Here is a 13,860-nt window from a genome sequence, read left to right on the forward strand (position 1 = left end):
GGCCGCGTGCCGAATCCAGCCGCGCCACCCAATCCTGCGATCGCATAGGTCTCGCGCTCTTCGAGCGGTATTACGTCGTCCCAGGGCTGCTCTTTGCCGATCATCGTTGTGCACCGGTGCTCGTTTGGAAGAGATGTCAACGAAGAGGAACGGCGGTCGCGTCGTACTGGTAGATCCAGTCGTAACGAGCGGCGGTCGCTTCCGGCGCCCACTGCGTCCTGATGTAGTCTCCCGCGGTTTCGGCCTTGGACAGCGCCGGGTTATGGAAGATCGGCAGCATCCCGGCCGCGGACTTCACAACCCTGGTTGTGCGATCTAGGCGCAGGCTCTGATATGTCTGGAAAGCTCTTTCTGGATCGTCGGGGTGCTGCTCGAGGCATCGGGCGAGAACGGAGGCGTCCTCCAACGCCATGTTCACGCCCTGACCGAGATATGGCAGCATGGAATGGCACGCGTCTCCAAGAAGCGTGACCCGTGCTTGCGACCAGCCAGACAGCGTAGGCCGCACGAACAGACCCCACTTGTGAAGGCTTTCGACGTTGCTGACGAGCGCGATGATGTCGGGATGCCAGCCCACGAAATCCTTCAGGCACTCCTCGACAGACCCCTTCTCCGACCAGGATTCCAGGAGCCAGTCGTTGCGATCGACCTGACCCGAGAACGTCATCAATTCCGTGTTCTGCCAACGGACCGGATATGCCGTGACATGCGCGGTCGGCCCGATCCAGGTCGACACCACGGGCTCGCGTTGATGCGGCTCGAGCCGGTCGACCGGCACAAGACCACGCCAGGCGATTGCGTTGGTGTACTGGCTTTCGATTTGACCGATCAGTCCGGTTCGGACTTTCGAATGCGAACCGTCGGCGCCGATCAGCGCCCGACCTTCGATCTCGCGGCCGTCCGCGAGCCGGGCCCGAACTCCCTCCTGGTTCTGGCTGAATCCGACAACATGAGCATTCAAATGGATGGCGTCCGCCTTCAATCGTCGGACACCGTCGACGAGGATTTTCAACAGGTGCGCGCGCAACAGAAGATAGGGCTGGTTACGGGCTGCGTCGGAGCTCCGGTTATAGAGGGACCAAGTTTCACCAGTATTCCAGAGCCGGATGGAACGTCGCTCGGCTGCGATGCAATTCTGTTCGACCTGCTCGGTGAGGCCGAGATCGCAAAGAACACGGACGCCGTTCATAGACACCCATAGGCCGGCGCCTACCTCGCGCAACTCGGCCGCTTGCTCGAAAACATCACAATCGATTCCGCGGCGAAGCAGCGATAGTGCCATCGCCAATCCGCCGATGCCCGCGCCTGCAATGAGGACGCTTGTCTTTTTGATCTCATCGATACTCATTGATACCTCCAAAACGTGGCTGCACTATTTCGCGGCGATCAAGCGGCATCTTGCGAAGATTGCTCAAGCGCAAGGCTCTTCACGGCTTCGAAAATCTTGATGTAACCGGTGCAGCGGCAGAGATTTCCGTGCAGATGATGCCGGATTTCCGCGTCTGTCGGATGTGGAGTGGTTTTCAAAATCGCTGTCACCGCCATGATGAATCCGGGCGTGCAGAAGCCACACTGCAGGCCGCCGTGGAGCACGAATGCCTGCTGAATACGGGACAGCCCGTCGGACGGCGTCACGCCCTCGATTGTGGTCACCTCGCGCCGATCAACATCGACGGCGAGCGTTGTGCAACTCGAGATCGGCTCACCGTCGAGAAGGACCGTGCAGGCGCCGCACACTTCCATGTCGCAGGAGCGCTTTGTCCCCTTGAGACCGAAGCGATCGCGAATAAGGTCGATCAAGAGCGTATGGGCCGGGATGTCGACGACGATGCTCTTGCCGTTCAACGAAAAAGAAATGGCCAACAGCTGCGTCATTTCAGCCAGCTCCCGCCGGCGATGATCGCGTCATCAGTGTTACGAAGAAGAAGCACGCCTGCAAGGTGACGCTTGTAATCGGCCCCGCCATGCCGATCCGCGTTGACGTCAAGCTGATCCAGCGCTGCCGGAAGCACTGTCTCGATCGTGCCACGCGCCTCGCCTACAGCCACGTCTCGGAGGGCGCTTTCGACGGCCGTCAAGGGCTGTGGCCGCGAACCAAGCGCGCCGACCCGCACGCGAGCGCTTTTGATGGCGCGCCCGCCGGCGTTCAGTGACCAGGCCATCGCGACGTTCACCGACGGCCTCTCACCATGCTTGAACCGACGATAGGTTACCGGTCCCGCGGGCCGCGGGAACACGATGACTCTTAGCAACTCGTCAGGCTCGCGCACAGTTTCCATTTCACTTCGGATGAAATCATCAGCGTGAATTTCACGCGTGCCCTTGGGTCCCTCGAGCACCAGTCGTGCGTTCAGGGTCGCCAGCATCGTCGGCGGATCGGCGTGAGGCTCCCCGAAGCACAAGTTGCCGCCGATTGTTCCGACGCTGCGGACCCTGATGTTCGCCACCTCGGCGCAGAGCGCTGACAAGGCCGGCACGTGCTCGCGGATGACGGAATCGCCGGCGATTTTCTTATGCGTGCACCGCGCGCCGATCTCGATCTCGTTCAGATCGTTGACGGCGATGCAATCGAGCCCAGGGATTCCCTTGATATCTATGAGGCGATCCGCACGGATGACGCGCATTTTCAGCGCGAGCAGCAATTCGGTCCCACCGGCATAGAACATGCCGTCGCCAGAATCGCCGACGGCACGCACGGCGTCGGCGATCGTCGAGGGCCGCTCGAATTTGGAAGGGTGACGGCAACATGATCAGGCCGCGCCCAGCATTTCTTTGAGCCGCTTCTCAAACTCTTCGAAGTTCTGATCGACGCGGCGTTTGATGATGCCGAATCCCATTGTCGCAAGCCGGCCCTGCACGTCGACTTTCGCGTCCACGGCAAATGTGGAACCAGACCCGTCCTGTGTGACGGTCACGTCGAGGACAACCGCCAGCCGCGTTCCTGTGATCTTGTCGCGGCCCGTAGCGCGGGTGCGCACGTGAGACGGCTCGGTGATCGACTCAACGATGATGTCTGCCGGCACTTCGAGCTTGAAAGGGCCGATCCTCTGCTTGACGGTCGCTTTGTAGGTTGCAAGCCGCTGGATTTCCTCGACGCTTTCGCACCCGGGAATGCAGCTTGATATGCGGGGAACGTCGAGCAGCGTGTTCCAAAGCTGCGCCGGCGTCGCCGGCACCGCCATTGACATGTTGAATTCCACGAATTCAGCTCCTCTTCTGTAGCGCGCGCCCCCCCCCCCCCACACTTTTTCGGGTGTCATTGGTAGATCGGTGATTCGGATGCCGTAGGCAGAAAACAGCGCATTGGCGATCGCCGGTGCGACTGGAAGGATCGCTCCCTCGCCCATTCCCTTGGCTCCGCCAGGCCCGGGGCCATCGCCGTTTTCGACAAGTATCGTGTCAAACGAGGCCGGCACGTCGCAGATTCGCGGTATTGAATAATCGATCGGTGTCGCGTTGACGGGTTGTCCGTCTTCGAACTCGAGGGCTTCATAGAGTGCGTGCCCTAGCCCCATGATCGCAGCGCCTTCGTCCTGACCTTCCGCAGCGAGGCGATTGATCACGCGGCCGACGTCGGCGGCGCTGGCATACCGAGGAACATGGATCTCGCCGGTCTCTTCATCGACGACGATCTCGGCGATGCCCGCGGAGGTCTCCCAGAACAAAGGTGACTCGGCCAGGGCGCCCTTCTTCGAACGAGGCGTTATGGCGCCGCGGCCGACGACTTCTCCCGAATCGACACCAAGGCTGCGGTGAAATATCTGATGGAAAGTGAGAACTTCCGAACCAGTCGAAACGCCCCCCTCGACGAGTGACAGGCTGTCGCGGGGAAGCTCCCAGACCTCGGCAACCATTTCGAGAATCTGATCGGCTGCGTCGAGAGCGGCGCTCTCGACGCAGAGGCCAACGACGACGGTCGAGCGGCTCGCGCCGGTACCCCAGTCGTAAGGGGCGACCGCTGTATCGGAGCGCAGGACGGTGACCGCAGACACCTTCTGCTTCAAGGTTTGCGCCGCAATTCGGGCCATCGTCGCGTGCGCACCCTGACCAACTTCAATGCTCGAGACCGAAACGAGGACCGACCCATCGATCTTGAGACGCACGATCGCGTTGCTGATCGGCGTGTTCGCCGGATCGGTTGCGGCGACGGCCAATCCGCGCGCCTGGCGGTTGGAGGGTTTCGCTTCCGGCGCGAACGATTTCGTCACCCGACCGATCAACTCGCTCATGTCCATGTCGAGCGCGCGCAGGTCGGGGCGGATGCGCTCACCACGGGAGGCCAGATTCAGCATGCGGAACTCGGTCGGATCCATGCCGATTGCCGCGGCCACATTGTCCATGTGGGATTCTTTGGCCCAAACAGCTTGCGGGCCACCGATTGAGCGGAATGCCGCGCCCGGGACCGTGTTCGTGTAGACCGCAGATGCTTCGAGGCGCATGTTCGGCACCACGTACGGTCCCATGATGCGATTTGCCGATTTTGTGGCGACGGCTGAGCCCGTATCTGAATACGCTCCGCCGTCGAGAAGAAGTTTCGCGCTGTTCGCGAGGATCCGTCCTCTGGCGTCGACGGCGGTTCGTATCGTGATGTCTGCGCCGAGCCTTCGACAGGTGAGCATCGATTCGGCCATGGATTGAGCGAGGCGAACAGGGCGCCGCACCTTCCAGGACGCAGCAGCGACCAACGGCTCGATCTTGACGGAGGCCTTACCGCCGAATCCTCCGCCAACGAACGGGACGATGACGCGGACCTTGGCCAAGGCCAGCCCGAAGAGCCTGGACAGGACCTTCTGAACCGCCGTCGGCGTCTGCGCACCAGCCCAGACCGTCAGGGAGTCTCCCTGGAAGTCGGCGATGACCGTATGCGGCTCCATCGCGAAATGCGAGATCGCCGGAAAGCTGAAGTGGTCTTCGTGGATGTATGCCGCAACTGCCTCCGCAGCGTCGACGTCTCCGACGTTGTTTCTGTAGGTGTGGAATATGTTGCTGTTCGGGGTCGGCCGGGCGCCGCCCTTGAAGTAGAAGTCCTCGAGATTTTCATGACGCTCATGGATGAGCGGCGCATCCGCCACCAACGCATCCCGGATGGTCGTTGCATGCGGAAGTTCGTCGTACGCGATGTCGACCAGCTCAGCGGCAGCCTCGGCGATCTCGATGGTCTCGGCGATCACCATGGCGACCGCCTCACCCACGTAGCGGACCCGGTCGATCGCTATGATGGGCCGGTCTTTGAGCACAACTCCCCAGCAACCGAACGATACGACGTCCTCGCCGACAAGCACGTCAATGACGCCGTCCGCTGACCGGGCAGCGCGCGTATCGATCGAGGCGATGCGTGCGTGACTCGCGGGCGAGCGAACCACAAAGCCGTGCAGCACTCCTGGGATCATCAGGTCAGTTACGTATTCCGCGCGACCCGTGACCTTCTCAATGAGGTCGGGCCGCACAGAACTCATAATGTCAGTCGTCGACATGCGCGCATCCGGGGTGCGAGGTCGCCCCCGATGGTCGCGCCGACGTGGCTCCTCCCAGGGGGCAATCTTCAAACCCTATCCCATTTATCACTCGTATGCAAGCGCTACACTCGTATACGAGTAATAAACGATGCGCCAGCGATGAACGATCCGATCAGATGGATCGCGATGGGGACGAACGGCATGGATTCTTGGGTTCAACGAATGTACACAAACGAGCAGCCCGACACTCTCGGAGCCAAGCCATCAACTTTCTTCAAACCGAGCCAGGTTAAGTGCCGCAAGGGAACGAAAACCGTGCAACCGAAAACCAAGTCGCCTCCGACTGAGAAGACGAGAGAGGCCGCACAATCTTACAGGTTGGACGATGCACCAGGGTTCCTGTTGCGCGTCGCCCTTCGCACACACACGTCCATCTTTGCCGAGAAGATGATCGAAGAGCTGACCCCACCCCAATTCTCGACGCTGGCGAAATTGAGGGAAGTCGGATCATGCTCTCAAAATCACCTGGGGCGGCTGATCCACTATGACTCAGCAACGATCACCGGCGTCATCAATCGCCTCAAATCGCGCGGGCTGATCAAGAGCTCCAAGGATCCTTTAGATCCCCGACGACGGCAGATCGAATTAACCGACAAGGGGAGGCGAACAGCGGACGCGGCGATCGAGACCATTGGTGAGATTTCGGGCGAGACTTTTGCCCCCTTGACCCGGGAGGAATTTAAGACGCTGACCGAAATCCTCAAGAAAGTCATACGCCGCTGAGTCCCGCAGCGCCGAGCCGACCGATAAGCTGATCCCGCAATCGTTTCGATCGATGCCAAGCGAAACAATGGCCCGGCGCGAGCCGGGCCAAGTACAGGGAGGAGCGAGGGATGTAGATCCTTCGCAAACGCCGAACGCGGATCTCGATCGAAGACAGCCCAACGACCGATCTCAGCGGCAGAACTATCCGGCATGCCGCCCAGCATTTTGTGCTGAAGAGGACGGAACTGCGCTATTCTGTGGCATTTTTCGCGCTGGTTTGCGGCAGGCGCCGATGCAGCGTGCGCCTCATAGGGATGCATCCGTTCGCTCGCGAGACATGGCCGGGATGAGCCGCATCGGCGCGCGAGCCATGCTGTATGGACCTGCTCGCCAGTTGGTCTGCTGCCGATGACGACATGATCCCGCGGTAGATGGCGCCCATCACTGGCCGTCTATTTGATGCCGGGCTTCTTCGCGCGATCGATCGACCCCGCTCCGCCAGCGGCTATCTCGCGCTTCTGCGCAGGGCACGGACAATTTTTGTCCTGAAGCGTGCGAGATCAAAAAGCAATTTGGGCGCTCTCCTGATCGCAATCGCTTTACCCACGATTGCGAGCCGCAGAACTCGGACCAATCTGGCCAGACCGAATGCCATGAATGCTTCCCGGACATGTGGCTGGTTGGCGATCGAAAGCATATTGTTCACGACAACGATCGACGATCTGAGCTCTGGCTCCTTCTGCAGAACGAAGTCTCGGCATGCTGCCGCGAACTCCTGCTCCTGAGCGCTCAAGGGTATGCTGAAGACGGTTCGAGTATCTTCCGTCATATCCAATTGCCCCCGAACGATCGCCGTGCACGGCCTTCCGTCTTCGATCTCCTGGACCGCGCAGCTTGGCTTTGCTTCCCAATAAGCAACGCGTCCGTGCCGTAGACTTTCTGCGATCTTCTTCCGTGGTAGCATTGGAGGCTGCAGCATTTCCTGCCGAAAGCTCTCGCGTCCAGGCTTAAAAGCGCGATCGATGAGGCCAATTGACGCGAGGTCCGGCATTCTCTGCCATCGGCGCGCTGACCTCTCCGACGCCGGGAAGCGGTATTCGAATTGCGCGTATTGTCGCAGCTGCTCGCGCTGCGTTGACGTTGCGGCCCGATCGCGGACCCCGAGCATGAGCAGCCGTTAAGGTCACCAAAGTGCTCGTCCCGGCCGGACAAGGCCAACCCCCAGGATCGGATTCTCGTTTCTCCGTGCTACTTTTCGGTGACGAGCATTTCCCGGAGCGCTATCTTCTGCCGGAACCGAGCCGAGCCCGTTATCGCCGTCTCCTGAACTGCGGGAACTACAGCCAAGAACGAGCGAATTCGATGAGCATGTTGTCCACGTCCGAAATGGATCCTGGTCTTGCCAGAATGAATTTGCCCGAGCTTCGGATCAACTACGATCCGATCGATCCAGATCAGTTCGATCGGCCGATCACCTCATTTTGCATCGAAACCGGCGAAGACAATGACGAGCTTTCCGCTCCACTCACACAAGAAAGGACAGCTCGTTGTCGCTTCACATGGATCGGTTATGTGTCGTGCCCCTGGCGGCTTATGGATCGTTCCGCCGCAGGGTGCCGTGTGGATACCCGCCGGGGTCATGCATAGCAATTGCGTCTCGGACAATGGAAAGGTCTACGTCGTCTTCATCGATCCGCAGGCGAGTACGCTTCCGAGCACGTGCTGCACATTCACGATATCATCGCTCGTCCGTGAACTGATACATCGGCTCTCCATCTTTCCTCCCCTGTATCCGGTCGAGGGGCCGACCAGCCGACTCGGACGCGTGCTGCTCGACGAATTGGTGCAGATGTCCACCGAACAGATGTACTTGCCCATCTCCACCGACAGCCGACTTCAGCATCTCGCGACATCGCTGCTCAATGACCCCGGAGATCGCAGCACGATCGACGAATTGGCGACCAGATACGCGATGAGTGTCCGGACCTTCGCCCGCCTGGTCTTGAAGGAAACCGGGATGACGTTCGGACGCTGGCGACAGCGCCTTCACATCCTCGTCGCGCTGCAGCGGCTGTCTGCAGGATCTTCCGTTCAGGCCGTCTCGCTCGATCTGGGCTATGAAACTCCCAGCGCCTTCATAACCATGTTCAAGAAGGCAATGGGCAAGAGCCCGCGCCGCTTCCTTGCCGAGCGATCCAGCTTCGTCAGCCGTGAGCCTTTGGCTTGAAGACCTTCGCCCGGGAGCCCTGGCCCCAACATCGCCCGCTGGCGCCGCAGCTCACGGCTTCGCCTATCGCGAGTTGAATGGGACCAGAGGATATTGGAGCGCAGCTTCGGCGACCGACTGCGGCGCCACCACGCGAGGCTTCCCGTTCTGCCCTTGAAGGATGGTCACGTCGCTGCCCGTATTCTGGCCATTGGCGTCGAATTTGATCTTGCCGCTGGACATCAGGATAGGCGTCATGTCCGTTCCTTTAAGCGCGGCGTGGATCGCAGCAGACTCGGAAGAACCGGCGGCGGCTTACGGCGTCCGCAACAATCTGAACGGCTTCGAAGGCACACCCTGAATTCCCGTCGACCCAGTCATCTGGATAATCGGACGCAAATCTCTTCAAGATCGCCGCGGCATCGGGCGCCTTCGGATTATACCACAGGGTCGAGAGTATCGCGCCGTCGCCGTACTTGCCCAACGCGTCATAGTACGCCTTGTCCTGCGCGCCATTCGAGTTGGGTGAGAAGATCATTTTGGGATTCCACCCCTGCTTGGTGCATTCCCGAATGATCATGATAGCGTCGTTGACACGCGTCACGGAGACCAACGCGTCCGCGCCTGACGCTTTGGCTTTTGCAACTTCGACCGAGAGATCCTTGGCTCTTTCATCGTATGGAATATACTCGGCAATCCGGAGGGGCACTTCGACCTCCTTCCACGCCTGATCGATGCTCGCCGCGGTCGACTGTCCCATCGTATTGTTGAGGTGCATGACGGCGGCGCTTGTTGGAGCGTCCTTGAGCGAGGACAGGAGTGATTTCAGCTCCATGAGGGACTTCCTGACGATTGTGAGGGACGTCGGGTAGTACCTGAACACCTCCGTGAATCCTTGAGAAGTCACCTGGGTCGCGCTCGCGATGTGAACGACCATAGGCACTTTTGCGGCCTCTGCGGCCTGAAGCGCGGAGATGGTTGCTCCGGAATCCCACGCGCCGATAAGTACCGTGCACCCCTGTCTGATCAGGTTCTCGGCGGCAATCCGTCCGTTTTCCGGCCGACTTTGCGTGTCCGCATGGATGATTTGCAGGTCTATACCGAACTTCTCCTTTGCGAACTTCGCACCGACATCGATGCCGCGCACGCAAGCCTGCCCCGGAAACGCCAGGACGCCACTGCTCGGATTGATTGCGCCGACGCGCACCTTGGCCGGTGTGGCAGCTCTTGACTGCCACGATGCGAGCCCGACGGCGGCGCCAATTCCGCTACCGATCAAGGACCGACGGGTCAAACCGCTTTCGCTGTGCTTTCTCATGTAACTCCCCTTTGGTTGGCTGCAAGAATATCGATGCGGTCTGACAGGCGCGCTCAATGACCAGTGAGGTGCTCTCGCGCCGGGGACGTGCACTCGCGCTCGGCGCCTCACGGGATGCGCCGCCCGCGTGATTTTCAGGGTTTGATTTCCGCCTTGACGAGGTTGTCTTCGCTCTCGTCATAAAGCGTATCGATCAACGACCGATACCTCTCCATGATCTGCTTCCGACGCTTCTTCCGAGTCGGCGTCATCATGCCGTTCTCGGGAGAAAGCTCTTCCGGCAATATCCGGAACGCCTTGATCTGCTCGGCCCTGGCGAGCCTGCCATTCGCCTTGCCGATCTCCGCTTCGATCATCCGCACCACGATTTCGGAGTTCGCCAGTTCCGAGTACCGGTCGATCCGCAGACCGTGCGATCTGGCCCAATCCATCGTCGCGGTCGCGTTCACCTCGATCAGCGCGGTGAGATACTTCTTACCTTCTCCAAGCACAGCCGCCTCAGAGATAAAGGGACTGCGCCTGAGCTCGTTTTCGATCTGCGTCGGGCTGATGGATTTTCCATTGGAAGTGTTGATGATCTCCTTTTTTCGATCGACCAGCCTGAAGAGGCCCGTCGAATCGACGTCCACGATGTCGCCGGTGTAGAGCCAGCCATCGCGAAGAGCGGACTTGGTCTCCTCAGGCTTATTCCAGTAACCGACAAAGAGTCCCGGTCCCCTGACAATCATTTCCCCGTCCTCGAGAACCGCGGTCTCCCAAGCGGGATCCCGCAGGGGTACGCCCACGGTGCCAGCCTCCGGCCATTCCGCCATCTGCACCAGGTTGGCACCGACCAGCTCTGTCTGTCCGTAACATTCCTTCAGCTGCAGTCCCCATAGCTGCCACAGCGACATAAGCTCGGGAGGCATCGCCGCGGACGACGTATATGTAACCGCGAGTTCCTCGAACCCGACCTCACAAAGCAGCGGACGAAAAACGTGTTGCTGGCACACGGCAAAGAGGCCAGAAATGAAAGGGTCCGTCACGCCTCCGGCCTGGCGATCATCGAGGGCCCTGCGGGCGATGGTCATTGCGAGCTGATAGTCCTGCTTCTGCTTCTCGGACCCGGAGTGAACCTTGCTGAGGATCTGGGTGGCATACCGCTGGAAGAAGCGCGGTGGAGCCATAAAGTAGGTCGGCTTCACTTCCTTGATCGTTTGAGCGAACTCTGCGCTGCTCTCGCCGAAGTACGGCACCAGGCGGATGAGCAAAGGCAGTGTCGTTGCCTGTGCGCGTGCCACCGTGTGTGACATCGGCAGGTGCACGACGACACGGTGGACATCGGAGCGCATCTTCGACGTGAACAGGGTTACGCTGTGCGCACCGGCGAGCAGCGACAAATGGGTCAGCATCGCTCCCTTCGGAAATCCCGTCGTGCCGGACGTGTATCCGATGCTGGTCAGATCGCTCGCCTTTGCTTTCGCGACCTGCTCCTGTAGAAAGATGTCGGCGTCGACCGATGTTTCCCTCCAGAAGTCATGAAGAGAGACGACGTTCGTCGGCTCGCCTGCCTTCTTCCACGCGGGATCGAGCACGATGATTTTTTTCAGCTGGTCAGCATGGCCCGATGCAAGGACGGTACCGAGCTGAAGTTCACTGCCGACGAACATGAACGACGTTCCGGAGTCGCTGAGATAGAAACCGATCTCCTCCGCCGATGAGGTGAAGTAGACGCCGACCATGATGCCGCCGGCACAAATGATCGCCATATCCGCAAGAAGCCATTCCTGGGACACATCTCCCATGATGGCCGCGCGATCGCCGCGTTCGAACCCGGCCATTTGCAGAGTGGCCGCCAGCTTAGCCACTCGGTCCGAATATTGCTTCCAGGTCGTGGCGATCCACTCACCGCGACGTTTTTGCTTGAAAGCGATCTCGTCAGAAAGCTCCACCCTCCGCTGGCTTAGAAGCTGCGGAATGGTCACGTCGGCGAGTTGGGCGCCTGACGAAAAGCCCCTCGGCGCTCACCTCAACGCTCCGCGAAGCGCTTGCGCTTTTCAGCGAAGGCGGCCACGGCATCGCGCCGGTCGGGCGCGGCAAAGGTGATCGTCTCGAGGGCGGTCGAGGTATCCAGGAGCAGATGCGCGTACTGCTTGATGATCTTGTTCACGCAATACTTGGTCCAGATGATTGATTCTCTCGGGCCGCTCGCAAGCATCTCTGCGTACTCGATTGCAGCATCCTTGACGTCCCCGTTCGAAATCACCTCGTTGATCATGCCGATGGACGCGGCCTTTTCGGCGGAGATGAAGTCACCCGTCATCAGGTAGTGCTTCGCACGGACGGGCCCCATCAACAGTGGCCACATCACCGCGCCGCCATCGCCCGCGACCACGCCTGCGGTAACATGCGTGTCGGCAAACCTCGCGGCCGGACTCGCGAATATGACATCACAGAACAAGGCGAGAGTTGCCCCGAGACCGACCGCGACGCCGTTGACCGCGGCGATGATCGGCACCTCGACTTCCAGCATGTTCCGGATCAGGTGGCGCCCGCCCCGAGTCGGCGACGGGATCGGACTCTTGTCGAGCGTTTTCTGATCGCCGCCCGAACAGAACCCCCGTCCCGCCCCCGTCAGAACGATCGCGCGGACCGCCTTGTCCTCGTCCAGCTCGACGAAGACCCGTTCGAGTTCGCTGTGCATATCCCAATTGATCGCATTGAGGATCTCCGGCCGGTTCATCGTGACGATGGCGACACCGCTCGGCCGCTTCTCGACGATCAGATATTTGTAGTTCTGCTTCGACATGGTTATCTTCCGTTGGTTCCTGTTGGCCTTACTTTTGCGGTCGCATGGCGCGGATCTGTCCGAGAATATCTTCCGTAGGCCGGACGACGTTGTTCTTGTCGTTGAAGTGGGGGATCACATAGCGGCCACACATGTCGATCGCTTCCATGATTTTCTCGTGACTGACGGAGTCGAGATGCAGAAGAACTTCGTCGACGCCCATCGCCTGGAACTTCTCGATCTGACGAATAACGGTGTCGGGGCTCCCGCAGACTGTTGTCGCGGAGTGGTTGAGTAAGTAGTCCCAGTCCTTTCCCGCGCGCTCCATGGCTGGCACGCTCTCGCTCATATACGCATAGTCGTCGGCGAGCTTTGCGAGACGGGGATACGCGTCCGTTGAAATCCTCGCATAGTGCATGAGGGGCTCGGCGTAATCGTCCTTCGCTTTCTGATCGGTTGGCCCGATGCCGAAGAAAAGCGGAATGCCGATGCGCGGCCGATCAAGCGGACCTTGCTCGTCACGCTTCCAGGCGCGACGGTATGTGTTTAGAAGCTTTTCCTGGACCTCCCATCCCTGGTAGATGGAGTTGCTCATGACGGCGAGGCCTTCGGATCCGGCCCAGCTGTGGCTCCGCTCGCTGGTCGCAGCGATGCCGATTACCGGATGCGGCTTCTGCATCGGCTTGGGCACCAGCATCCGCGGCGGGATCTGATAGTACTTGCCCTCGAAGGTGAAGATATCTTCGCGCATCGATTTCTTCAGGAGCGCGATACCTTCCTCCATTTGAGCGAGAGTTTCGCTCGGATCAACGTTGAAGGCGCGCATGGCGATGGTCGTGTTGGCCCGGCCGGCGTAGAATTCCATGCGGCCATGCGAAAGGATGTCGGTTACTGCCAATCGTTCCGCAGATCGCAAGGCATGATTGATCTTCTGGGGCATCAGCGTCACCGCTGACCTCAGCTTCACGCGCGAGGTGACGGCTGCCAGGTACCCGTAGACGACCTCCGGCGCGGAGCTCGATATGCCGCCGAGTGCAACGTGCTGCTCGGAAAGCGCGACGCAGTCGAATCCGACTTTTTCCGCCAGACGCACCTCGTCCACGAGTTCATGGAGTCGGCGGGCATAGCTCTGCCCGACCTGGGTTTCTTGCTCCGACCAAAACCCGAACGTAAGTGCCATCTTCTGGATCCTCATGGAGTGTCAAGATGGCGAAGCATTTCATGGGCGCGGCAACATTTTTGTTCGAATGCGCCCCACAGTTACATGACTTTCCGAATTTTGTGCCGTAAGCAGTCGACGCCCACTCCTTTCGCAGCCAACACCGCGGAACGTGGCGCGACATTCATT

13 protein-coding genes are annotated in these 13,860 nt (G+C 59.9%); 3 read left to right on the forward strand and 10 right to left on the reverse strand.

What is annotated here, in order from left to right:
* Positions 1 to 136 precede the first annotated feature (136 nt).
* The 4 genes from ACVWW1_RS20870 to ACVWW1_RS20885 are packed head-to-tail and all read right to left on the reverse strand — an operon-like array spanning position 137 to position 5,474.
* Positions 137 to 1,348 carry an FAD-dependent monooxygenase gene (locus ACVWW1_RS20870; RefSeq protein WP_456657296.1) on the reverse strand — a complete coding sequence of 404 codons (1,212 nt, stop codon included), beginning with the start codon at positions 1,346 to 1,348 and terminating at the stop codon, positions 137 to 139.
* Positions 1,349 to 1,386: 38 nt separating this feature from the next.
* On the reverse strand, positions 1,387 to 1,875 hold the full coding sequence (locus ACVWW1_RS20875) for a (2Fe-2S)-binding protein (protein WP_456657297.1): 489 nt from the start codon (positions 1,873 to 1,875) through the stop codon (positions 1,387 to 1,389).
* Positions 1,872 to 2,696 carry an FAD binding domain-containing protein gene (locus ACVWW1_RS20880; protein WP_456657298.1) on the reverse strand — a complete coding sequence of 275 codons (825 nt, stop codon included), beginning with the start codon at positions 2,694 to 2,696 and terminating at the stop codon, positions 1,872 to 1,874. The genes ACVWW1_RS20875 and ACVWW1_RS20880 overlap by 4 nt, the downstream gene beginning before the upstream one ends.
* Before the next feature lie 54 nt (positions 2,697 to 2,750).
* The gene (locus ACVWW1_RS20885) at positions 2,751 to 5,474 is read right to left on the reverse strand and encodes a molybdopterin cofactor-binding domain-containing protein (protein WP_456657299.1); all 2,724 of its coding nucleotides are present in this window, start codon (positions 5,472 to 5,474) and stop codon (positions 2,751 to 2,753) included.
* Between the two features lie 141 nt (positions 5,475 to 5,615).
* On the opposite strand from ACVWW1_RS20885, the gene ACVWW1_RS20890 reads away from it, so the two are divergent.
* A complete protein-coding gene (locus tag ACVWW1_RS20890) occupies positions 5,616 to 6,239 on the forward strand; it encodes a MarR family winged helix-turn-helix transcriptional regulator (protein WP_456657300.1) in 624 nt (207 codons plus the stop codon).
* Between the two features lie 487 nt (positions 6,240 to 6,726).
* On the opposite strand, the gene ACVWW1_RS20895 is transcribed toward ACVWW1_RS20890, so the two are convergent.
* Positions 6,727 to 7,272, reverse strand: coding sequence for a hypothetical protein (locus ACVWW1_RS20895; RefSeq protein ID WP_456657301.1), 546 nt, complete (start codon positions 7,270 to 7,272; stop codon positions 6,727 to 6,729).
* A 311-nt stretch (positions 7,273 to 7,583) separates the two neighbouring features.
* On the opposite strand from ACVWW1_RS20895, the gene ACVWW1_RS20900 reads away from it, so the two are divergent.
* Complete coding sequence (locus tag ACVWW1_RS20900; protein WP_456657302.1) at positions 7,584 to 7,868, forward strand: hypothetical protein; 285 nt, start codon at positions 7,584 to 7,586, stop codon at positions 7,866 to 7,868.
* A gap of 178 nt (positions 7,869 to 8,046) precedes the next feature.
* Positions 8,047 to 8,448 carry a helix-turn-helix domain-containing protein gene (locus tag ACVWW1_RS20905; protein ID WP_456657303.1) on the forward strand — a complete coding sequence of 134 codons (402 nt, stop codon included), beginning with the start codon at positions 8,047 to 8,049 and terminating at the stop codon, positions 8,446 to 8,448.
* Between the two features lie 63 nt (positions 8,449 to 8,511).
* On the opposite strand, the gene ACVWW1_RS20910 is transcribed toward ACVWW1_RS20905, so the two are convergent.
* From ACVWW1_RS20910 to ACVWW1_RS20930, 5 genes are all read right to left on the reverse strand, one after another.
* The gene (locus ACVWW1_RS20910) at positions 8,512 to 8,685 is read right to left on the reverse strand and encodes a hypothetical protein (protein WP_456657304.1); all 174 of its coding nucleotides are present in this window, start codon (positions 8,683 to 8,685) and stop codon (positions 8,512 to 8,514) included.
* Positions 8,686 to 8,695: 10 nt separating this feature from the next.
* Positions 8,696 to 9,745: an ABC transporter substrate-binding protein gene (locus tag ACVWW1_RS20915; protein ID WP_456657305.1), complete on the reverse strand. Its 1,050-nt coding sequence runs from the start codon at positions 9,743 to 9,745 to the stop codon at positions 8,696 to 8,698.
* A 134-nt stretch (positions 9,746 to 9,879) separates the two neighbouring features.
* The gene (locus ACVWW1_RS20920) at positions 9,880 to 11,709 is read right to left on the reverse strand and encodes an AMP-dependent synthetase/ligase (protein WP_456657306.1); all 1,830 of its coding nucleotides are present in this window, start codon (positions 11,707 to 11,709) and stop codon (positions 9,880 to 9,882) included.
* A gap of 44 nt (positions 11,710 to 11,753) precedes the next feature.
* Positions 11,754 to 12,533, reverse strand: a complete 780-nt coding sequence (locus ACVWW1_RS20925) for an enoyl-CoA hydratase/isomerase family protein (RefSeq protein ID WP_456657307.1) — start codon at positions 12,531 to 12,533, stop codon at positions 11,754 to 11,756.
* Positions 12,534 to 12,561: 28 nt separating this feature from the next.
* Positions 12,562 to 13,692 carry an LLM class flavin-dependent oxidoreductase gene (locus ACVWW1_RS20930; protein WP_456657308.1) on the reverse strand — a complete coding sequence of 377 codons (1,131 nt, stop codon included), beginning with the start codon at positions 13,690 to 13,692 and terminating at the stop codon, positions 12,562 to 12,564.
* Positions 13,693 to 13,860: the final 168 nt, after the last annotated feature.

This window comes from Bradyrhizobium sp. JR3.5 (genome assembly GCF_054057015.1).

Excerpts from the sequence above, each read along its gene's own strand:
- ACVWW1_RS20870 (WP_456657296.1), bottom strand. The coding sequence starts at position 1,348 with ATGAGTATCGATGAGATCAAAAAGACAAGCGTCCTCATTGCAGGCGCG.
- ACVWW1_RS20875 (WP_456657297.1), bottom strand. The coding sequence starts at position 1,875 with ATGACGCAGCTGTTGGCCATTTCTTTTTCGTTGAACGGCAAGAGCATC.
- ACVWW1_RS20885 (WP_456657299.1), bottom strand. The coding sequence starts at position 5,474 with ATGTCGACGACTGACATTATGAGTTCTGTGCGGCCCGACCTCATTGAG.
- ACVWW1_RS20890 (WP_456657300.1), top strand. The coding sequence starts at position 5,616 with ATGAACGATCCGATCAGATGGATCGCGATGGGGACGAACGGCATGGAT.
- ACVWW1_RS20895 (WP_456657301.1), bottom strand. The coding sequence starts at position 7,272 with ATGCCGGACCTCGCGTCAATTGGCCTCATCGATCGCGCTTTTAAGCCT.
- ACVWW1_RS20900 (WP_456657302.1), top strand. The coding sequence starts at position 7,584 with ATGAGCATGTTGTCCACGTCCGAAATGGATCCTGGTCTTGCCAGAATG.
- ACVWW1_RS20910 (WP_456657304.1), bottom strand. The coding sequence starts at position 8,685 with ATGACGCCTATCCTGATGTCCAGCGGCAAGATCAAATTCGACGCCAAT.
- ACVWW1_RS20915 (WP_456657305.1), bottom strand. The coding sequence starts at position 9,745 with ATGAGAAAGCACAGCGAAAGCGGTTTGACCCGTCGGTCCTTGATCGGT.
- ACVWW1_RS20925 (WP_456657307.1), bottom strand. The coding sequence starts at position 12,533 with ATGTCGAAGCAGAACTACAAATATCTGATCGTCGAGAAGCGGCCGAGC.
- ACVWW1_RS20930 (WP_456657308.1), bottom strand. The coding sequence starts at position 13,692 with ATGGCACTTACGTTCGGGTTTTGGTCGGAGCAAGAAACCCAGGTCGGG.